This window comes from Actinacidiphila glaucinigra (assembly GCF_900188405.1).
Classification (GTDB): domain Bacteria; phylum Actinomycetota; class Actinomycetes; order Streptomycetales; family Streptomycetaceae; genus Actinacidiphila; species Actinacidiphila glaucinigra.
The window spans coordinates 122,361-142,874 of sequence record NZ_FZOF01000024.1; the positions used below are offsets into that span (position 1 = coordinate 122,361).

The window sequence follows — 20,514 nt, forward strand, 5'->3', positions numbered from 1 at the left end:
GTACCGGGTGCCCGACCGGCGGATCGGCGCCCGCACCGCCTCGCATCGACTGCGGAGCGGACGCCCCCGTCTCACTGGGCGAGAACGACCTTCGTGCCCGTCGCCGCGATGCTGATGCCGTCGGCGGTCGCGGTCACCGAGCGGAGCTCGATGCCCTCCGGCAGGCCCGACAGGGCGCGGGTGAAGTCGATCCGCTCGCGGATCAGGTCCTCCACGACCGGGGGCAGCGACTCCAGTCCCGGTATCTTGCCCGCGGTCAGCTTGATGCCGCCCTTGCCCGTCACGCTGACCTCGCTCACCACGCTGCGCTTGATCGTGCCGACCGGCGTGGAGACCTCCACACCCACCTTGACCTGGCCCTTGCCGTTCTCCGAGGTGCCCCCGTAGCCGATGGTCACACCGCTCGGAGCGGCCTTGGCGAGGTCTTCGTAGCGGACGAGGGCGGTGCCCTCGGCCGTGTCGGCGACCGCGCTGCTGAAGCCGCTGCCCAGTTTCACCCCGTGCAGATCGGCCTGGAAGCGGGCGACACGCAGCGTCTGGCCGCCGGTGCCGGTGGCCTGCACGCCGTCCGCCGTCACCTCGACGTCGTCCAGCTTCTCGGCCAGCACCTGCGTGAGGAACGGGAAGCCCTTGATGTCGATACCCGGTGGGGAGGTCAGACCGAGCGTCTGCTGCGCCCGGTCCGAGGCCTCGGACTCCGCGAAGTGCACGGCGATCCGGTCCGCCGCGACGAACAGGCCGCCGAGGACCACGACGAGAACGAGCAGGATCCGGACAGCACGCATCAGTCAACCCCCGAGTCGGTGTTCGGACCGACCCTAGTCCGTCTCAGCCCAGCAGTGCCCGGGCCGTCACGTAGACGGCCGGGGCCGCGGCGGTCAGCGGCAGCGCCACACCCGCCGTGAAGTGGACGAACCGCGACGGGAAATCGTAGCTGGCCACCCGGAGGCCGATCAGCGCGCAGACCCCGGCGGCCAGCGCGACCAGCGCCGCGTCGGAGGTCTCCAGCTGCCCGAGGGCGATGCCGCTGCCGGTGGCGGCGGCGAGCGCGACCAGGACCGAGACCACGCCGGGCAGCGGGATCGCGCGGGCGAGCGTCGCGACGGCGACGGCGATCACCGCGGTCACGACGGCGTCGGTGCCCCGCGGGTCGGCCGTGGTCGCCAGGAAGCCGGTGGCCAGGATCGTGATGAGGGTCGAGGCGGAGGTCGCGGTCAGCGAGGAGAGCCGCTCCTCGGGGCTGCCGCGGTGCCGCAATTGCAGGACGAGGACGAGCAGCAGCCAGACGCCGAGGGTGCCGATGATCACCGCCGGGGCGTTGTCCACCCCGTCGACCAGTACGGCGGCCTCGGCGGTGACGCCCGCCAGGAAGGCCAGCACGATGCCCTGCCGGGCCGGCCACATGCCGTTCAGCCGGAACCAGCCGGCCGCGGTGACCGCCTGCAGCACCACGCCCGCCGCGGCGAGCGCGGGGCGGCCCAGCAGCGCCCCGCCGGCCAGCAGCAGCGCCAGCGCGGCCGTGACGAGGGCGGGCTGCATGCCGGGGGCGATGATCGGCGAGCCGGTGCGGGACGCCTGGCGGCGCCGGGCGGCGCGGCCGGCGCCCGGGGGCGGCTCCGGGGCGCCGTCTACGGGCGGGAGGACGGCGGTGGTGTCGTGCGCCGGCATCGGGCCCGCGCCGCGGTCGTACCAGTCGTGGTTGTCGGTCACGTGCTCATCCTCCCGCGAACGGCGGGAGCACCTCGACGGTGCCGCCGTCCGCCAACCGGACCCCGGCGTGGTCCCGGGTGCCGACGGGGTTCCCGTCGACCAGGAACGAACAGTTCGCCAGTACGCGGGCGAACTCGGGGCGGGACGCGTGGCGCTCGCGCGCCGCCTCCAGCGCCTCGGCGAGGGTGCCCTCCCGGTACGGCTCCTCCGCTGCGCCGGCGGCGGCCTTGGCCGCGGCCCAGTACCGGATGGTTCCGTGTGCCGCCATAGCGGTCCTTCCGTTCGCCCGTGCGGGTCCTGCCGCGGTCCATGATGGCGCAGCGCGGGCGGCGAGCGGCGGCCGGGCCCGGTGGTGCGGGCCGCGGGGTCAGTCGGGTGCGCCGGCGGGGCGGGCCCGTTCGGCCGTCCACCCGGCGATGCGGCGCAGGAGGTCGGGCGCCGCGGCGTTCTCGGCGTGGCCGAATCCGGGCTCGATCCAGAGTTCGGCCGCGCCGCCCGCGGCGTCGGCGAGGGAGAGCGGGTGGTCGAGCGGGAAGTAGCCGTCGCGGTCGCCGTGCACGACGAGCAGCGGGGTGGGCGCGATGGACCGCACCGCCTCGACCGGGGCCACGGGCACGGGGTCCCAGTCCTTGTCGTGGATGCGGGTGTGCAGCAGTCCCCGGGAGACCATGCGTCCCACGGGCTGGGTGATCGCCCAGTGGACCCGGCGCATCGGCGCCGTACCGCGGTAGTACCAGCGCGCGGGCGCACTCACCGAGACGACGGCATCAACGTGCGCCCCCTCGTGCGCCGGTTTGCGCCCCGCGTGCCGCAGGACGACGGAACCGCCCATGGAGAAGCCCACCGAGGCCACCGCGGGGTGCCCCAGCCGCCGTGCCCAGCGCACCGCGGCGTCCAGGTCCAGCACCTCGCGGTCGCCGACCGTGGAGCGTCCGCCCGAGCGGCCGTGGCCCCGGAAGGAGAAGGTCACCACACCGCCGACACCGGCCGTACCGGCGAAGATCTCCGCCGCGCGGCGCACGGCCGGCCGCTCCAGGGCTCCGGTGAAGCCGTGCGCGACCACGATCGCGAGCCCGCCGGGCGTCGATCCGGGCAGGTGGGCGGCGTCGATCGGCACCCGGTCCTCGGCCGTCAGCACGGCCCGCATCCCACCGGAGACGATCGACGGAACGCACGACCGCGCGACGGCGGGCTCACTCACGGACTCCATGTGGGCTATTCTCTTTGGTCAAGAGGATCCGGGCAGCGTCGCCCCCGGGTCCTTTCGTGCTTTCCGGGCCACCGGAGCGCACCTGTCGGCGCACGCACACGTCCTCGCAGGACCGAGGAGGGTCGCAATGGGCAAGCGGAACACGCATGACCGGACGATGAACGACGGGAGCGGCCTGTGAGCTCTCTCCTCCTCCTGACCAACGCGCTCCAGCCATCCACCGAGGTGCTCCCCGCACTCGGGCTGCTGCTGCACAACGTACGGGTGGCCCCGGCCGAGGGCCCCGCGCTGGTGGACACCCCCGGCGCCGACGTGATCCTCGTCGACGGACGGCGCGACCTGCCGCAGGTCCGCTCGCTGTGCCAGCTGCTGCGCTCCACCGGACCCGGCTGCCCGCTGGTCCTGGTGGTCACCGAGGGCGGCCTCGCGGCCGTCACCGCGGACTGGGGCATCGACGACGTCCTGCTGGACACCGCCGGGCCTGCCGAGGTCGAGGCGCGGCTGCGGCTGGCGATGGGCCGCCAGCAGATCGGCGTCGACGACAGCCCGATGGAGATCCGCAACGGCGACCTGTCGGTGGACGAGGCCACGTACAGCGCGAAGCTCAAGGGCAGGGTCCTGGACCTGACCTTCAAGGAGTTCGAGCTGCTGAAGTACCTCGCACAGCACCCGGGCCGGGTCTTCACCCGCGCCCAGCTGCTGCAGGAGGTCTGGGGCTACGACTACTTCGGCGGCACGCGCACCGTCGACGTGCACGTACGCCGGCTGCGCGCCAAGCTCGGGCCCGAGCACGAGTCCCTGATCGGCACCGTCCGCAACGTCGGCTACCGCTTCGTCACCCCGGAGAAGGGCGAACGGCCGGCGGCGGAGGAGACGGGGCCCGCGCGGACCGGGCAGGCACCGGCGCAGGGGGCGGCCGTGACCACCTCCCGGAACGGCTGATCACACGGTGGTCACGCCTGCGGACAGACGGTGGGAGGCACGGGTGTACCCGCGTAGACTCGGCCCGTGGCAAAGGTGACGCGTGACGATGTGGCAAGGCTTGCGGGGACCTCGACCGCAGTCGTCAGCTACGTCATCAACAACGGACCCCGGCCGGTCGCACCGGCCACCCGCGAGCGCGTGCTCGCGGCGATCAAGCAGCTGGGCTACCGCCCCGACCGGGTGGCCCAGGCGATGGCGAGCCGCCGCACGGACCTCATAGGACTGATCGTGCCGGACGCCCGGCAGCCGTTCTTCGCGGAGATGGCGCACGCCGTCGAGAGGGCGGCCGCCGAGCGCGGCAAGATGGTGCTGGTCGGCAACTCCGACTACCTCGACGAGCGCGAGGTGCACTACCTGCGCGCCTTCCTCGGCATGCGGGTCTCCGGGCTGATCCTCATCAGCCAGGGCCTCAGCGAGCACGCCGCGACGGAGATCGACGCCTGGGACGCGCGGGTCGTGCTGATGCACCGGCGGCCCGAGGCGATCGACGACGTCGCGGTCGTGACGGACGACGTCGGCGGCGCCCAGCTCGCCACCCGGCATCTGCTGGAGCACGGGCACGAGTACGTGGCCTGCCTCGGCGGCACCGAGGCCACCCCCAAGTCCGGCGACCCGGTCACCGACCACGTCGAGGGCTGGCGCCGGGCGATGCACGAGGCCGGCCGCTCCGTCGAGGGGCGTCTGTTCTCCACCCCGTACAACCGCTACGACGCCTACCGGGTCGGCCTCGAGCTGCTGTCCCACCCCGACCGGCCGACGGCGATCGTGTGCGCCACCGACGACCAGGCCATCGGCGTGCTGCGGGCGGCCCGCGAACTGCGGATCGACGTGCCCGGCGAGCTGGCCGTGGCCGGCTTCGACGACGTCAAGGAGGCGGCGCTCACCGACCCGCCGCTGACGACGGTGGCCTCGGACCGCGAGGCGATGGCCCGCGCGGCGGTGGACCTGGTGCTGGACGACGGGCTGCGGGTCTCCGGCTCGCGGCGCGAGCGGCTGCGGCAGTTCCCGTCCCGGCTGGTCGTGCGGCGCAGCTGCGGCTGCCACTGACCACCGCGCCGGCCGCGGCGGGCGGGACTCGCCCGCCCGGTCGGCGGCCTGGCTACGGGCCGTATAAGCCTCGACCCTGACCTGCGGCTTCGTTCTTTATATCGGGCATACGGAACTCTGCCCCGGTTCTCAGGCCGTGCTCAGGAAGCTCTCATGTTCGGTGAGCACAGTCATAGGCATGAACGAAGACGCCCGTCGCAACGACGCCCACGACCCGCAGCAGCCGCAGCAGTCCACCGGCGCCGGCGGGTACCCGCCCCGGCCGCCGTACGAGCCGCACCTCCCGTACGGCCACCCGGCGCCCTACGCCTCGCACCCCCAGCCGGCGGCGCAGGCGCAGCCCCGTACGCGCCGCCCGGTGGCCCTGGTCGCCTCCGTGGCGCTGGTGTCCGCGCTGATCGGCGGTGGGACGGCCGCCCTGGTGGGGCGGGCGACCACCTCGCCGGCCGCGGCGGGCACCTCGACGAAGGTGATCGGCACCAGCAGTTCGGGCGACACCGGTGTCGCGGCCGTGGCCGCCGCCGTCAGCCCGAGCATCGTGGAGATCAGCGCGACGTCCGGCGCCGGGGAGTCGACCGGTTCGGGTGTGGTCGTCACCGGCGACGGTGAGATCGTCACCAACAACCACGTCGTCTCCGGAGCCGACACGGTCAAGGTGACCTTCAGCTCCGGCAAGACGGTCACCGGCAGCGTCGTCGGCACCGACGGCGGCAAGGACCTCGCGCTGGTGAAGGCCGAGGGCGTGAGCGGCCTGCCGGTCGCGTCGCTGGGCGACTCCAGCCGGGTCACGGTCGGCGACCAGGTCGTCGCCATCGGCTCCCCCGAGGGCCTGACCGGCACCGTCACCAGCGGGATCGTCTCCGCGCTCGACCGCGACGTCACCGTCTCCACCGGCCAGAGCCAGGGACAGCGGCCCGGCGGCGGGCCCGGCCGGTGGCCGTTCGAGTTCGGCGGCGGCCAGTACAACGGCGACGTCGGCTCGTCCACGACCACGTACAAGGCGATCCAGACCGACGCCTCGCTCAACCCCGGCAACTCCGGTGGCGCCCTGATCAACATGAGCGGCCAGATCATCGGCATCAACTCGGCCATGTACTCCGCCGCTTCCTCCTCCTCCGGCCAGGCGGGCAGCGTCGGTCTCGGCTTCGCCATCCCGGTCAACACCCTCAAGGCAGACCTCGACACCCTGCGCAACGGCGGCAGCGACAGCTGACCGCACCGCATCGAAGGGATGTGGCGACCATGAACGTCTTCCTCAGCACCTCCCTCCACCCCGCGACCGTCCCGTCCGGCCCCGCCGACCGCGCGCTCATCCCGTACCGGGAGCCGGCCGCCCGCGAGCCCGAGATCGCGACCACCCGCCGCTACGCCCGCCGCTACGCCCGCCGGGCGATTGCGGCCCACCGCCTCGCCGCCGTGCGAGGCTAAGAACCGGAGCACCCCGCCGCACCCCGGCGGCACCCACCGCCCCCGACCCTCATCCCGCGAGGTGGAAGACCATGAGCCCCGGCGAGAACGACGAGGCCCCCGCCCGCATCCTGATCGTGGACGACGAGCCCGCGGTCCGCGAAGCACTCAGGCGCAGCCTCGCCTTCGAGGGATACGAGACCGAGCTGGCGGAGGACGGCCTGGCCGCCCTGGACCAGGTCGCCTCCTACCGGCCCGACGCGATCGTCCTCGACGTCCTCATGCCGCGCATGGACGGCCTCACCGCCGCCCGCAGGCTCCGGTCCGGCGGCACCACCACCCCGATCCTCATGCTCACCGCCCGCGACACCGTCGGCGACCGGGTCACCGGTCTCGACGCCGGCGCCGACGACTACCTCGTCAAGCCCTTCGAGCTCGACGAACTGCTGGCCCGGCTGCGGGCGCTGCTGCGGCGCAGCGCGTACGCGGCGCTGCCGGGCGCCGACACCGGCGAGGAGAGCGCGCTGTCCTTCGCGGACCTGCGGATGGACACCTCGACCCGCGAGGTCACCCGGGCCGGCGTGCCGGTCGAGCTGACCCGCACCGAGTACACCCTGCTGGAGATGTTCCTCGCGCACCCGCGCCAGGTGCTCACCCGGGAGCAGATCCTCAAGGCGGTCTGGGGCTTCGACTTCGAGCCGAGCTCCAACTCCCTGGACGTGTACGTGATGTACCTGCGGCGCAAGACCGAGGCCGGCGGCATGCCCCGGCTGGTCCACACCGTGCGGGGCGTCGGCTACGTGCTGCGCTCCGCGGAAGGCAAGGGCTGATGCCGCGCATCCCGCGCTTCCGTTCCCTGCCGCTGCGCTCCCGGCTGGCGATCCTCACCGCGGCCGCCGTGGCGGTCGCCGTGGCCGGGTGCGCGCTGGCCTGCTGGTTCATCGTGCGGGCGCAGCTGAACCAGCGTCTGGACGACGCACTGCACGACGCCTCGACCGGCGGTGGACACGCGGCGACCGAGGTGCTGCGGCTGCGCGGCTGCCTGAGCGAGCCGGACACCAACACCGACGACTGGCGGGTCGTCGCCAATCCCTACCGCGCCTCCATGCAGCTCGTCACCGTCAACGGCACGTCGTGCTGGGTGCTCGGAGACCAGACGCTCCCGGTGACCAAGGCCGATCTGGCCGTCCTGCGGCGGGAGAGCCCGAAGTCGCTGCAGACCGTGACCTCGGCCGACGGCACCGAGATGCGGGTGCTGACGCAGCAGGCCACCATCGAGTCCCGCGACCAGAAGGTGCCGGTCGCCATCTCCACCGCCCTGCCGCTCAGCGAGGTGACCGGGCCGCTGAACACCCTCGCCCTGGTCCTCCTGGCGGTCAGCGGCATAGGAGTGCTCGGCGCGAGCGCGGCCGGCCTCGGGGTGGCGCGCGCGGGGCTGAAGCCGGTGGACCGGCTCACCGACACCGTGGAGCACGTCGCGCGCACCGAGGACCTGAGCGTCCGCATCCCGGTCGAGGGCCGCGACGAGATCGCCCGGCTGTCGGCGTCCTTCAACTCCATGACGGCCGCGCTGTCCTCCTCCCGCGAGCTGCAGCAGCAGCTGATCGCGGACGCCGGGCACGAGCTGCGCACCCCGCTCACCTCCCTGCGCACCAACATCGAGCTGCTGGAACGCAGCGAGCTGACCGGCCGTGAGCTGCCCCCGGAGGACCGCCGGGAGCTGATGCTGTCGGTGAAGGCGCAGATGGGCGAGCTGGCGGCGCTGATCGGCGATCTGCAGGAGCTGTCCCGGCCGGACGTGGCGCACGGCGGCGCGCCCTCGCAGACCGTGGCGTTCCACGAGGTCGTGGAGGCCGCCCTGGAGCGGGCCCGGCGGCGTACCGGCCCCGATCTGAAGATCACCGCCGAGCTGGCGCCTTGGTACCTGCGGGCCGAGCCGTCCGCCCTGGAACGGGCGGTGATCAACCTCCTGGACAACGCCGTGAAGTTCAGCCCGCCGGCCGGCACGGTCGAGGTGGACCTGCACGGCGGCGAGCTGACGGTCAGGGACCACGGCCCCGGCATCCCGCCGGAGGACCTGCCGCACGTCTTCGAGCGCTTCTGGCGTTCGGCCTCCGCCCGCAGTCTGCCCGGCTCGGGCCTCGGCCTGTCGATCGTGGCCCGTACGGTGCAGCAGCTCGGCGGCACCGTCTCGGTGCACCCCGCGCAGGGCGGCGGCACGGTGGCGGTCGTCCGGCTGCCCGGGGCGCGGACCCCGCCGCCCGAGGCGCCGGAGGCCTGACCGGGACAGCCCGCTACCCGGCGTGCCAGCGCTGCGCGTCGCCGGTGCCGGCGGTGGCGAAGGAGAGGGTGGAGCCGGGGGCGGTGCCGTCCGGCTCCATCGCGGTGCCGGGGTCGATCCGCGGGCGGACCCGGCCCAGGGAGTCGACCAGGAACTGCAGGTTCGCCGCGTTCCCGCCCTCGACCGAGGAACAGGCCCAGATGCCCAGGCCCCGGTCGGTGTCGCCGCGCGAGTCCAGGCAGAAGGAGGAGTCCGCCCCGTTGACCAGCAGGCCGCGGGAGTCCACCCGCCACTGCTGGGAGGCCGAGCCGGAGTCGCAGCCGGCGACGATGACATCGTCGCCCTTGTCGAACTCCTCGTCCCGTACGTCCAGGCAGAGGCCCGACGCGTCGTTGACGACCTGGGCCCAGTCGCCGCCCGGCACCCTGCGCGGCGGGTCGCCGCCGGGCGTGCGCGTCGGCGGCGCGGGTGAGCGGGTCGCCGACGCGCTCACGGTGGCGGAGGCGCCGGGCCGGCCGGAGGGACCACGGGTCGCGGTGGGGCTCGGCGTGACGGTCTGCGTGGCGGTCGCGGTGACCGTGACCGAGCCTGCCGGCGGCCGGGGCAGCGCTCGGTCGTTGCCGGTCGGGGCGCGGTCGTCGCCCGTCGCGTACACCAGACCGGTGGCCGCGAGGCCGGCGACGGTGACGAGCAGCAGGGAGACCAGGGGCGAGGGGTAGCGGGTGCGCAGGCTCAGCAGCCGCTCCAGCGGGCCGGGCCGCCGGCGGCGGCGGGACGTGGCGGGCGCCGCGGGCGGGGCGGGTGCGGCGGCGGGCAGCGCGGGGGCCGCGCGGGCCGCCAGGTAGGCGGGCCCGGCCCAGCCGAGCAGGGCCGCGGCGAGCAGCGGCCGGGGGTCGTGTTCGAGGGCGATCAGCGTCTCCAGCGCGCCGGAGCAGCCCTGGCAGTGCGCGAGATGCCGCTCCACGTCCTCGTTCTGCCGGGCGTCTTCGCGGCGGGCGGCGGCGTCCAGGAGCCGGCCGAAGCCCTTGCACCGGGGATCCTGGCTGCGGTCCAGGTACGTCCGCAGATAGGACTCGCGCAGCGCGTCCCGGGCCCTGGCGGTCAGATCCGGGAGTTCCGAGGGCCGGTCGCCGGTCCAGCGGGCGACGTCGGAGGCGCTCTCCCGCTCGACGACCGCGTGCCACAGCACGCCCTGGGTGTGCTGCGGCAGGGCGGCGAAGCCGCCGGCCGGCACCGAGCGTTCGGCCAGGTGCAGCCGCGGGTGGACCGGCAGACCCGGAAGGCCGGGAAGGCGCTGCTCGGAGCCGCGGATGTCGTCGATGAAGGCGGCGTAGGCGTCGCCGAGCCGCTCGCGGCGGCTGCCGGCCGCCCAAACGGCGGCGGCCTGGTGGACGAGCATCAGCAGCCGGTGCCGCCACGGACCGCGGGGGTCGACGCCCCGGTGCACCTCCTGCCAGGCCAGCGCGAAGGCCTGCGCGGCGAGTTGGTCGGCGGCGGCCCGGTCGCGGGTGCACAGCCGTGCGTAGCAGGCGACCGCGGGCAGATGGCGGCGGCGCAGTTCCTCGGTCGCCGGATAGGCGGTCGGTGCGCCGGCCCGTACCCGCTCGGTGAGGGCGGCGTCGGACAACTCGTCGTCAAGGGGCGCTTGGTGGGTTCTGGACACAGCGGACCACCCGGACACATCGATGGGTCTGGAGGGACAGGGCTGCCCATGGTGAAGCACAAGTTACCGGCGAGGAAAGTGTTTCCGCTGGTAACTCCCCCACGACGCACGGGGTAAGCGCCTTCATCGCACGCGCTGCGGCCGGCGGGTCACCCTGCGCAGGCGGCTCGGCCCCTCCCGCTCAGCGGATGACGTGCGGCAGGAAGCGCGCGTAGGTGTCGGTGACCAGGCCCGCCGACTCGCGGATGCCGAGCCCGGCCGCCTCGTCCGCCACGACCCACGCGCCGAGCACCACATGGTTGCCGTCGAACGCGGGCAGCGGTGCCAGCTCCTGGTAGCAGCAGGGCTCGTCGGCGCGTGGCGCCGCGGCCTCGCCCGCGCGGTGCACGGTGACGCCGGCGCCCTCGCGGCCGAGCAGCGGTTTGGCGACCCAGCCGGTGGTCCTGGCCAGTTCGCGCGGCCCGTCGAGGTGGGCGGCGAGGAGGTTGGGGTGGCCCGGGTAGAGCTCCCACAGGACGGCCAGGAGCGCCTTGTTGGAGAGCAGCATCTTCCAGGCGGGCTCGATCCAGCAGGTGGTGCCGGTACCGCCGCCGTTGTCCAGGGTGTCCAGGACGTGGCCGCCGAAGGGGTCGCCGGCCAGCCATTCCCAGGGGTAGAGCTTGAAGCAGCTGCGGATGAAGCGCAGCCGGTCGTCGACGAAACGGCCCGAGAGCTCGTCCCAGCCGATCGCCTCCACGGACAGGGCGTGCGTGTCGAGCCCGGCCTGTTCCGCGGTCTCCCGCAGGTAGGCCACCGTCATCAGGTCCTCGCCGAGCTCGTCGGTCTCGGTGTGCGCGAAGTGCACCGGGCCGGACGGCAGCAGCGGGGCCTGGTGCCGCCACGCGTCGACCAGGCGTTCGTGCAGGGAGTTCCACTGGTCGGCGCCGGGGAAGCGGTCCTCCATCCAGAACCACTGGGCACTGGCCGCCTCCACCAGCGAGGTGGGGGTGTCGGCGTTGTACTCCAGCAGCTTCGCCGGGCCGGTCCCGTCGTAGCGCAGGTCGAAGCGGCCGTAGAGGGAGGGGAGTTCCGCCCGCCGCCGCCAGGACTCGGCGATCCGGCCGGCCAGGCGCGGGTCGTCGACGCCGAGTTCGGCGAAGCGGTCCTCGGCCACGATGTGCTCCGCGGCGGCGAGGCACATCGCGTGGAGTTCCCCGACGGTCTCCTCCAGCGCCTCGACCTCGGGGAGCGAGAACTCGTAGTAGCCGCTCTCGTCCCAGTACGGCCGCAGGGAATTGTCGGGATGGCGGGTCAGCGGGTAGACGACCCCCTGCTCCTCCACGATCCGCTGCCAGCCGGGGCGCGGCTCGACGGCGTGCCGGCGCATCAGCCGCCGCCGGACCCGTGGCCCGAGCCGCGGCCGCCGAAGCCTCCGGTCTTGACCGACGACTTGTCGAAGCTGCCGCCCTTGGCCCTGCCGTGGCTGACGCCGCCGCCGTAGTAGTAGCGGCCCTGGCCGCTGCCGTCGTCGCACTTCTCGGGCGGGAGCGTGCGGTAGGTGTCGGGGTCCACGCAGCGCTTGTCGGGTTCGGAGCCGCACGCGGTCAGCGCGGCGGCGAGCACGCCCATGCCGCCCAGGATCACCGTGCCGGACCTGAACCGCCGTCGCCCCGTAGTCGTCATGTCCACAGCGTAGGCAGCGCGGGCGGGCGTCCCGAGGGCGGGGTGGCGGGGCGGGCAGCCGCGGAACGACGGGGGCGGCCGTCGGTGTCGACGGCCGCCCCCCGGTGCGGTGCCCGGTCGCGGGACCTGCCCGCTCCCGCCGCGTACTACTGGACGATCGTGATGCGGTCGGCCGCCGGGGCCGCCAGCGGCGCGGAGGCCGAGGAGTTGGCGGTCAGATAGGCGTTGAGCGCGGCCAGGTCGTCGCCGCCGACGAGCTCGCCGGTGCCCTTGGCCAGCTCGCCGAAGCCGTCACCGCCGCCGGAGAGGAAGGAGTTCATCGCGACGCGGTAGCTCGCCGCCGGGTCGATCGCGGCGCCGTTCAGGCGGATCGAGTCGGTCACGACGCGGGCGGCGCCGGACTTGGTGAGGTCCAGCGTGTAGGTCAGGCCGGCCGAGATCTGGAGGATCTTCGGAGCGGCCTCGTTGCTGCCGCTGACCTGCTGCTGGAGCACGGTGACCAGCTGTGCGCCGGTCAGCGTCCGCAGGTTGACCGTGTTGCTGAACGGCTGGACCGCGAAGCCCTCGCCGTAGGTGACGACGCCGTCGCCCTCGCTGCCGGAGGCCTTGTGCACCAGGTCGGTGCGGATGCCGCCGGGGTTCATCAGCGCGATCGTGGCCGAGGGGTCGAGGGTCTTGGCGTACGCGAGCTGCGCGTCGGCGATGAGGTCGCCGAGGGCGGACTCGTTGCCGGCCCGGGTGATGTCCTGCGAGATCCAGCCGACGGTGCGGCCGGCGACCGGGGCGGCCAGCGTCTGCCAGCGGCTGATCAGCGAGGTCATGTCCGCGGCCTTGTTCTGGGTGCGGTCCACAACGTGGTTGGAGCCCCGGACCGAGGCGCGCACGATGTCGTGCGTGCGCGTGTCGTACTTCATGTCCAGCTCGGTGAAGAGCCGGCCGAAGGACGCCGCGCTGGTGACCAGGCGGTCGTTGCCCTTGGGGTCGGGGATGGTGCAGACGTACGCGTTGTGGGTGTGGCCGGTGACCAGCGCGTCGACGTCCGCCGAGGTGTGCTTGGCGATGTCGACGATCGGGCCGGACAGGCCGGTGCCCGAGCCGCCGGCGTCGCAGTCGTAGTTGTACGCCGAGGAGGCGGGGAAGCCGCCCTCGTGCACGAGCGCGACGACGGCGTTGACGCCCTTGCGCTTGAGCTCCTTGGTGTACTTGTTGATCGTCTCGACCTCGTCGAGGAACTTCAGGCCCTTGACGCCCTCGGCGGTGACGATGCTCGGGGTGCCCTCGAGCGTGACGCCGATGAAGCCGACGCGGACGCCCTTGACGTTCTCGATGGTGTAGGGCTTGAGCAGCGGGCGGCCGGTCTTCTCGTTGACGACGTTCGCCGAGAGGATCGGGTAGTCCGCGCCCTTGAACTTGCGGCCCTTCTCGTAGCAGCCCTCGACCGGGTGGCAGCCGCCGTTCTGCAGACGGAGCAGCTCGTCCTTGCCCTCGTCGAACTCGTGGTTGCCGACGCCGGTGACGTCCAGGCCCAGCTTGTTCATGGCCTCGACGGTGGGCTCGTCGTGGAACAGGCCGGACAGCAGCGGGCTGGCGCCCACGATGTCGCCGGCGGCCACGGTCAGCGAACGCTCCTGCCCCTGGCGGGCGGTGCGCAGGCTGGAGGCCAGGTACTCGACGCCGCCGGCGTCGATCGTCTTGGTGGTGCCGTCCGCCTGGAGCTCGGTGACGCGGCCGGAGGAACCGGCCGGGGGCTCCAGGTTGCCGTGGAAGTCGTTGACGGCGAGCAGCTGGAGGTCGACGGTACGGCTGCCGTGGCCGTGACCCCCGTGGTGGGTCTCGTGGGCCTGGGCGGTCGGGCTCGCTATGACGAGCGCACCGACCGCGGCCAGACCGGCGGTCGCGGCGGCGACGCGGCGGGCTCCGCGGCGACGCGGGTGGGTCACTGACATGGGTCCCCTTGGACGTGGGCGATGGATGAGAGGCGGAGGACTGCCGCAGCCTATTGTCAACGCGCGTAGTTGTCAGTGGCTTTGCGGTTACGGGCAGGTTTCGACTGATCGGTACATGCCGGGCCGCCATCAGATTCCGTCTCGAATAGCGAAAGGATCTGTCTCGCCATTCAAACAGGCGGCATAGTTGGATCCACCACCCACCGAGGAGGTGCACGCCATGCGCCGCCGCTGGCTGATGCTCGCCCTGGGCACCGGGGCACAGACCGCCGCCTGCGCCTTCGTCTACGGAGTCCCCTACCTGGCCGCCGCGTTGCGGGACACGGCGCACCTGACCCTGCCGCAGATCGGGCTCCTCATCGCCTGCCCCACCGCCGGGCTGGTCGCCGCCCTCGTCGCCTGGGGCGCCGCCGCAGACCGGTACGGCGAACGCGTCGTCATCGCCGCCGGGCTGGGCGGCGCCGCCGCGCTGCTCGCCGTCGCGGCCGGCCCGTCGGGCGCGGGAGGCGGGACGACGGCGCTGGGCGCGCTGCTCGCCCTGGCCGGGGCCGCGGGTGCCTCGGTGTACTCCGCGAGCGGACGCCTCGTCATGGGCTGGTTCTCCGCCAGGGAACGCGGGCTGGCCATGGGCATCCGGCAGACCGCCACCCCGCTCGGCATGGGCGTGGCCGCGCTGACCATGCCCCCGCTCTCGGACGCGTACGGGGTGCGCGGCGCCTTCGGCTTCCTGGCCGCGGTGTGCGGGGTCGTCGCCTGCCTGGTCGCGCTGTTCGCCGCCGACCCGGCACGCCCGCCCGCCGCTCCCGGGGCGTCCCCGGCCGCCAACCCCTACCGGGGCTCGGCCACCTTGTGGCGGATCCACGGCGCGGGCGCGCTGCTGGTCGTACCGCAGTTCACGGCGGGCGCCTTCGCCCTGGTGCTGCTGGTGGACACCCGGGGCTGGTCCGCGGTCGGCGCCGGCCGGCTGATCGCCCTCGCGCAGGTGCTGGGGGCCTGCTTCCGGATCGCCGCGGGGCTCTGGTCGGACCGGGTCGGCAGCCGGCTGCGGCCGATGCGCCAACTGGCCCTCGCCACCGCCGTGGTGGTGGCCGCGGCGGCCATGACCGCGGCCTTCCCCTCACCGCTGACCGCGGCCGCCCTCGTCCTGTCCGTCGGGGTCACCGCCAGCACCAACGGCCTGTCCTTCACCGCCACGGCCGAACGCGCCGGCCCGTCCTGGTCCGGACGCGCCCTCGGCGTCCACAACACCGGCCAGAACCTGACCGCCGCGGTCGTCCCGCCCCTGAGCGCCGCCCTCATCTCGGCCACCGGCTACTGGCCCGCCCTCGCCGCCGCGGCGTTCGTGGCCTGCGGTGCGGCGGCACTGGTGCCGATGGACACCTCCCGCACCCCAGCGGTCGTAAGCTCGGTCCCATGACCGACGCAGCAGCACAGCAGACCGCCGTGGGCCCCCGCCGGATCGAGACCCTCGACGAGCTGGACTCCGGCCGGGCCGACGCGGTCCTCGCCCTGATCGGGGCGGCCGCGGAGGTCGACGGCCAGGCCGCGGTCTCCGAGCAGGGCCGGCTCAACCTGCGCGGCGGCGCCCGTGCCGGCGTACGGCACCTGCTGGTCGAGAGCGACGGCGTGCTCGTCGGGTACGCCCAACTGGAGGACACCGACCCGGTCGAGGCCCCCGCCGCCGAGATGGTCATCCACCCCGCGTACCGCGCGCAGGGCCACGGCCGCGCCCTCGGCCACGCCCTGCTCGCCGCCTCCGGCAAGCGCCTGCGGGTGTGGGCGCACGGCGGCCACCCCGCCGCCCGCCACCTGGCCGGGCTGCTCGGCCTCGCCCTCTTCCGCGAGCTGCGGCAGCTGCGCCGCCCGCTGGAGGAGGGGGCCGGCGCACCCCCGCTGGGCGAGCCCGTGCTCCCCGCCGACGTCACCGTGCGCCCCTTCGTCCCCGGTCAGGACGACGCCGCCTGGCTGGCGGTCAACGCCGCCGCCTTCGCGCACCACCCCGAGCAGGGCAGCCTCACCCAGCGCGACCTGGACGACCGCAAGGCCGAGCCGTGGTTCGACCCGGCCGGCTTCTTCCTCGCCTTCCGCGGCGACCGGCTGGCCGGCTTCCACTGGACGAAGGTGCACGAGCGCGAGCGCCTCGGCGAGGTCTACGTACTGGGCATCCACCCCGACGAGCAAGGCGGCGGCCTGGGCCGGGCCCTCACCCTGATCGGTCTGCGGCACCTCGTGCACGACCGCGGCCTGCCCACCGCCATGCTCTACGTCGACGCGGACAACGCCCCCGCCCTCGCCGTCTACGAGCGTCTCGGCTTCACCACGCACGAGGTCGACCTGATGTACCGGACGGAGACCTGAGCCCGGCACGGACGGGCGATACGGCCCCCGGAAGGGCCATCCGGGTGACCGCCCGGACACGGCCGGTACGTACGGCGATTTCCTGACCGCCACCTGCCCGTTACCGGCGATTCAAACTCGCTTGCGAGCATCTGTGAATGCAGTCGCCCGCCGCGCCCCACCTCCCCCCGTTCGACCTGCCGGTATCCCGGCGCGCCGGGGACAATGGAGGCATGGTCGGCGGCCGGGTTCCGCACGCCGCCGTCCACGTGAACGACGTGCCGGATCCGGAGGAGGGCTCGCACCCATGGCCTCGATGAATTTCCCGACGAACGCCCGGACCGAACGGTCCGGCTCCGGTGATCCGGCCGAGTCCGGGACCGAGGCCCCGGCCGAGCAGTCACCGGCCTACGGACGCCCGCACGTCGTCCCGCCCCTGCACCCCGAACTGAAGCGCCTGGACGGGCTCTCGACGGTGCCGCGTCCCGCGGAGCAGACGGGCGAGGCACGTCCGGCCGACGCCGCGGAGGACGAGGTCACGGACGAGGAAGAGCTCCCGCTGAACCGCTTCCTGGACCGCGAGCAGAGCTGGCTGGCCTTCAACGAGCGCGTGCTGGAACTGGCCGAGGACACGGCCACCCCGCTCCTCGAACGGGCCAACTTCCTCGCGATCTTCGCCAGCAACCTGGACGAGTTCTTCATGGTCCGCGTCGCCGGCCTGAAGCGCCGCATCACCACCGGCGTCGCCCAGCGCTCGGCCTCCGGCCTGCCGCCCACCAAGGTGCTGGAGAACATCCTCAGCCGCGCCCGCGAGCTCATGGCCCGGCACGCCGCCTGCTTCCAGAACGACGTGGCCCCGGCGCTCGCCGAGGAGGACATCCACATCATCCGGTGGAACGACCTCACCGAGAAGGAGCAGGCCCGGCTCTTCACCCTCTTCCGGAACAAGATCTTCCCGGTCCTGACCCCGCTGGCCGTCGACCCGGCGCACCCGTTCCCCTACATCTCCGGCCTGTCCCTGAACCTGGCCGTCACCGTGCGCAACCCGGTCTCCGGGCACGACCACTTCGCCAGGGTGAAGGTCCCGCCGATCCTGTCCCGGTTCCTCGAGGCCGGCCCGCAGCGCTTCGTCCCGCTGGAGGACGTCATCGCCGCGCACCTGGAGGAGCTCTTCCCGGGCATGGAGGTGCTGGACAGCCACATGTTCCGGGTGACCCGGAACGAGGACCTGGAGGTGGAGGAGGACGACGCGGAGAACCTGCTCCAGGCCCTGGAGAAGGAGCTGCTGCGGCGCCGCTTCGGCCCCCCGGTCCGGCTGGAGGTCGAGGAGTCGATCGCCCCGCAGGCCCTGGACACCCTGGCCCAGGAACTGAACATAGAGGACGCCGAGGTCTACCCGCTCCCCGGTCCGCTCGACCTGACCGGGCTGTTCGCGATCGCCGGGCAGGACCGTCCGGAGCTGAAGTACCCGAAGTTCGTCGGAGGCACCCACCCGGACCTGGCCGAGGTCGAGTCCGCGCACGCCACCGACGTCTTCGCGGCGCTGCGCGAGCGCGACGTGCTGCTGCACCACCCGTACAACTCCTTCTCCACCTCCGTGCAGCGGTTCCTGGAGCAGGCCGCGCAGGACCCGGACGTCCTGGCCATCAAGCAGACCCTGTACCGCACCTCCGGCGACTCGCCGATCGTGGACGCGCTGATCGACGCCGCCGAGGCCGGCAAGCAGGTGCTGGTGCTGGTCGAGATCAAGGCGCGCTTCGACGAGCAGGCCAACATCAAGTGGGCCCGCAAGCTGGAGGAGGCGGGCTGCCACGTCGTCTACGGCCTGGTCGGGCTGAAGACGCACTGCAAGCTGTCGCTGGTCGTCCGCCAGGAGGGCGACACCCTGCGCCGCTACAGCCACGTCGGCACCGGCAACTACCACCCGAAGACCGCCCGGCTCTACGAGGACCTCGGGCTGCTGACGGCCGACCCGCAGGTCGGCGCCGACCTGTCGCACCTGTTCAACCGGCTCTCCGGCTACTCGCGCCGCGAGACCTACAACCGGCTGCTGGTGGCCCCGCGCAGCCTGCGCGACGGGCTGGTCGCGCGGATCCTCGCGGAGATCGCCCACCACCGCGAGGGCCGGCCCGCGTACATCCGGATCAAGGCCAACTCGATGGTCGACGAGGCGATCATCGACGCGCTGTACCGGGCCTCCATGGCCGGCGTTCCCGTCGACGTCTGGGTGCGCGGCATCTGCGCGCTGCGCCCGGGGGTCCCGGGCCTGTCGGAGAACATCCGGGTGCGCAGCGTGCTCGGCCGCTTCCTGGAGCACTCCCGGGTCTTCGTCTTCGGCAACGGAGGCGACCCCGAGGTGTGGTTCGGCAGCGCCGACATGATGCACCGCAACCTCGACCGCCGGATCGAGGCACTGGTCCGGGTCGCCGATCCGGCGCACCGGGCCTCCCTGAACCGGTTCCTGGAGACCGGGACCTCGGACTCCACCTCGTCCTGGTGGCTCGGCCCGGACGGGGACTGGGTCCGGCACAGCGCCGACGCCGAAGGGCGTCCGCTGCCCCACATCCAGGAGATGCTCATCGATGCGCGGAGGCGCCGGCGTGGCCCAGCGACACCCTGACACGGCAGCGACGCCCGCCGGCCTGACGACCGGCGGGCTCCCCGACCGTGAGGCCGGTGCGGTCCTCGGACAGTACCTGCGGGAGGAGGCCACGGCCTTTCTCCGCGCACTGGCACCACGCGAGGGCGAGCCCGGCCGGCTGCAGGAGGACACCGCCGACACCGGCCGCCAGATGCGCCGCTCGGCCCGCCGCATCGCCGGCACCCTGCACACCTTCGGGTCGCTCACCGACCCGGGCTGGGCCGACCCCCTGCGGGGCGAACTCGGCTGGCTGACCGACACCCTGGGCCGCGAGCACCGCTACGCGGCCCGGCTCGGCCGGCTGATCGGCGCACTCCAGCGGCTGGCCTCCGCCGAGGACACCGCGGGCATCCCCGCCGCCCCCGTTCCCGCCGACGACGACCTCGGCCTGTGGCTGCCGGTGCCGCCCGCACCGGACCCGGCCGCGCCCGCGGCCCCCGCCGAGGCCCCCGAACCGGTGACCGCGGCGGCCCTCGCCGCCGGGACCCGTCGCTCCCCCGCCCCGCCGCAGGCCGGCGAACGCGGCGGCGCCGGCAGCGGCCCGCTCGCTGTGGGCGCCGCCCGGGCCGGTGCCCTGCTGGAGCGTCAGCTCACGCTCGCCCGGACCCGGGCGCACTCCGCCGCCCTGCAGGCCATGGGCTCCTCGCGCTTCCACGCGGTGGTCGACGCGGTGGCGGTGCTCGCCTCCGAGGTGCCGCTGTCCCCGGCGGCGCGCAAGCCCGCCGCCACCGTGCTGCCGCTGCTGGCGGAGCAGGCCCACGCCCGGCTCACCGAGGCCGCGGCCGCGCTGCCGCTGACGCGCGCACGGCACCCGTACAACGGCGAGACGCTCCATGCCGCGCTCACCGGCGAACTGCCCGCCGAACGGCAGGACGCCGCGTGGAACAGGGTCCGCGTCCTGCTGCGGCTGCGCCGCTACGCCCAGGAGGTCCTCGCCTACGACGACGGGGAGTCCGCCGGCCGGCTGGCCGCCGCGGCGCGGGTGCTGGAGCAGCACCGGGAGGCCGCGGAGGCCGCGGCCGCCGTCACCGCCGCCGCCCGCACCCCGCGGATCGCCCCCGCCACCGCCTACGCTCTGGGTGTGCTCCACGCCGACCAGCGCCTGGAGGCGGAGGCGGCCCGGTACGCCTTCGCCCACCTGTGGACGCGCTGACCCCTGCGGCCCGTCCGCGCAGGCGGCCCGATCCGCGACCCGCAGCCCGGAAAGGAGCACCGCCATCGCCTCCACCGGCACCGCCGACACCCCGATCCTCGCCGCCGGAGCGGTGCTGTGGCTCCGCTCCCCGGTCGACGGCGGCCTCGAGATCGCGCTGATCCACCGCCCCAAGTACGACGACTGGTCGCTCCCCAAGGGCAAGTTGAAACGCGGGGAGAGCGCGCTGGACGGCGCGCTCCGCGAGGTCAAGGAGGAGACCGGCCTCGACTGCGTGCCCGGCCGGGTGCTGCCCTCCTCCACGTACGTCGTCGAGGGGCGTACGAAGATCGTGCGCTACTGGGCCGCCGAGGCACGCGAGGGCTCCTTCGCCCCGAACCGCGAGGTCGACCGCCTGATCTGGCTGCCGCCGACCGCCGCGCGCAACCGGCTCACCCATGAGCGGGACCGTGCCGTGCTCGACGCGTTCCTGC

19 protein-coding genes are annotated in these 20,514 nt (G+C 73.9%); 11 read left to right on the forward strand and 8 right to left on the reverse strand.

The window, feature by feature from the left end; translation table 11 throughout:
* Window positions 1-71: 71 nt before the first annotated feature.
* The 4 genes from CHF15_RS33580 to CHF15_RS33595 form a co-directional block, all read right to left on the reverse strand.
* Window positions 72-785, reverse strand: coding sequence for an LmeA family phospholipid-binding protein (locus CHF15_RS33580; RefSeq protein ID WP_089227687.1), 714 nt, complete (start codon window positions 783-785; stop codon window positions 72-74).
* Window positions 786-828: 43 nt separating this feature from the next.
* Complete coding sequence (locus tag CHF15_RS33585; protein WP_089227688.1) at window positions 829-1,710, reverse strand: hypothetical protein; 882 nt, start codon at window positions 1,708-1,710, stop codon at window positions 829-831.
* 4 nt (window positions 1,711-1,714) lie between these two features.
* Window positions 1,715-1,978, reverse strand: a complete 264-nt coding sequence (locus CHF15_RS33590) for a MoaD/ThiS family protein (protein WP_089227689.1) — start codon at window positions 1,976-1,978, stop codon at window positions 1,715-1,717.
* A gap of 99 nt (window positions 1,979-2,077) precedes the next feature.
* Entirely contained in the window at window positions 2,078-2,920 is an 843-nt protein-coding gene (locus CHF15_RS33595; protein ID WP_089227690.1) for an alpha/beta hydrolase, read from the reverse strand.
* Between the two features lie 177 nt (window positions 2,921-3,097).
* Here CHF15_RS33595 and CHF15_RS33600 point away from each other — a divergent pair, with 177 nt between their 5' ends.
* From CHF15_RS33600 to CHF15_RS33625, 6 genes are all read left to right on the forward strand, one after another.
* Complete coding sequence (locus CHF15_RS33600) at window positions 3,098-3,862, forward strand: response regulator transcription factor (RefSeq protein WP_089227691.1); 765 nt, start codon at window positions 3,098-3,100, stop codon at window positions 3,860-3,862.
* Window positions 3,863-3,928: 66 nt separating this feature from the next.
* On the forward strand, window positions 3,929-4,951 hold the full coding sequence (locus CHF15_RS33605) for a LacI family DNA-binding transcriptional regulator (RefSeq protein ID WP_089227692.1): 1,023 nt from the start codon (window positions 3,929-3,931) through the stop codon (window positions 4,949-4,951).
* A 178-nt stretch (window positions 4,952-5,129) separates the two neighbouring features.
* The gene (locus CHF15_RS33610) at window positions 5,130-6,164 is read left to right on the forward strand and encodes a S1C family serine protease (protein ID WP_089227693.1); all 1,035 of its coding nucleotides are present in this window, start codon (window positions 5,130-5,132) and stop codon (window positions 6,162-6,164) included.
* 29 nt (window positions 6,165-6,193) lie between these two features.
* Entirely contained in the window at window positions 6,194-6,379 is a 186-nt protein-coding gene (locus tag CHF15_RS33615) for a hypothetical protein (RefSeq protein WP_089227694.1), read from the forward strand.
* A gap of 71 nt (window positions 6,380-6,450) precedes the next feature.
* Window positions 6,451-7,188 carry a response regulator transcription factor gene (locus tag CHF15_RS33620; protein WP_089227695.1) on the forward strand — a complete coding sequence of 246 codons (738 nt, stop codon included), beginning with the start codon at window positions 6,451-6,453 and terminating at the stop codon, window positions 7,186-7,188.
* Window positions 7,188-8,639: a sensor histidine kinase gene (locus CHF15_RS33625; RefSeq protein ID WP_179280086.1), complete on the forward strand. Its 1,452-nt coding sequence runs from the start codon at window positions 7,188-7,190 to the stop codon at window positions 8,637-8,639. The genes CHF15_RS33620 and CHF15_RS33625 overlap by 1 nt, the downstream gene beginning before the upstream one ends.
* Window positions 8,640-8,652: 13 nt before the next feature.
* Here CHF15_RS33625 and CHF15_RS33630 read toward each other — a convergent pair whose 3' ends face one another.
* The 4 genes from CHF15_RS33630 to CHF15_RS33645 all read right to left on the reverse strand — a co-directional run bounded on the left by CHF15_RS33630 (window position 8,653) and on the right by CHF15_RS33645 (window position 13,910).
* Window positions 8,653-10,302 carry an RICIN domain-containing protein gene (locus CHF15_RS33630; RefSeq protein WP_143681702.1) on the reverse strand — a complete coding sequence of 550 codons (1,650 nt, stop codon included), beginning with the start codon at window positions 10,300-10,302 and terminating at the stop codon, window positions 8,653-8,655.
* 181 nt (window positions 10,303-10,483) lie between these two features.
* Entirely contained in the window at window positions 10,484-11,668 is a 1,185-nt protein-coding gene (locus CHF15_RS33635) for a glutathionylspermidine synthase family protein (protein WP_089227697.1), read from the reverse strand.
* Entirely contained in the window at window positions 11,668-11,964 is a 297-nt protein-coding gene (locus CHF15_RS33640; RefSeq protein WP_089227719.1) for a hypothetical protein, read from the reverse strand. Before CHF15_RS33640 ends, CHF15_RS33635 begins: the two co-directional genes overlap by 1 nt.
* A 146-nt stretch (window positions 11,965-12,110) precedes the next feature.
* Entirely contained in the window at window positions 12,111-13,910 is a 1,800-nt protein-coding gene (locus tag CHF15_RS33645) for a bifunctional metallophosphatase/5'-nucleotidase (protein ID WP_089227698.1), read from the reverse strand.
* A gap of 187 nt (window positions 13,911-14,097) precedes the next feature.
* Between CHF15_RS33645 and CHF15_RS33650 the strand changes: the two genes are divergently transcribed.
* The 5 genes from CHF15_RS33650 to CHF15_RS33670 all read left to right on the forward strand — a co-directional run.
* A complete protein-coding gene (locus CHF15_RS33650; protein ID WP_245939172.1) occupies window positions 14,098-15,327 on the forward strand; it encodes an MFS transporter in 1,230 nt (409 codons plus the stop codon).
* Window positions 15,324-16,268 carry a mycothiol synthase gene (mshD, locus tag CHF15_RS33655; protein ID WP_089227700.1) on the forward strand — a complete coding sequence of 315 codons (945 nt, stop codon included), beginning with the start codon at window positions 15,324-15,326 and terminating at the stop codon, window positions 16,266-16,268. The genes CHF15_RS33650 and mshD overlap by 4 nt, the downstream gene beginning before the upstream one ends.
* Window positions 16,269-16,554: 286 nt before the next feature.
* Window positions 16,555-18,867 (forward strand): RNA degradosome polyphosphate kinase, encoded by a 2,313-nt coding sequence (locus tag CHF15_RS33660; RefSeq protein WP_089227701.1) that lies wholly within the window; start codon window positions 16,555-16,557, stop codon window positions 18,865-18,867.
* Entirely contained in the window at window positions 18,830-20,041 is a 1,212-nt protein-coding gene (locus CHF15_RS33665; RefSeq protein ID WP_089227702.1) for a CHAD domain-containing protein, read from the forward strand. Before CHF15_RS33660 ends, CHF15_RS33665 begins: the two co-directional genes overlap by 38 nt.
* Before the next feature lie 112 nt (window positions 20,042-20,153).
* Window positions 20,154-20,514: NUDIX hydrolase (locus CHF15_RS33670; protein WP_245939173.1), on the forward strand; the 361-nt coding region annotated here is incomplete at its 3' end.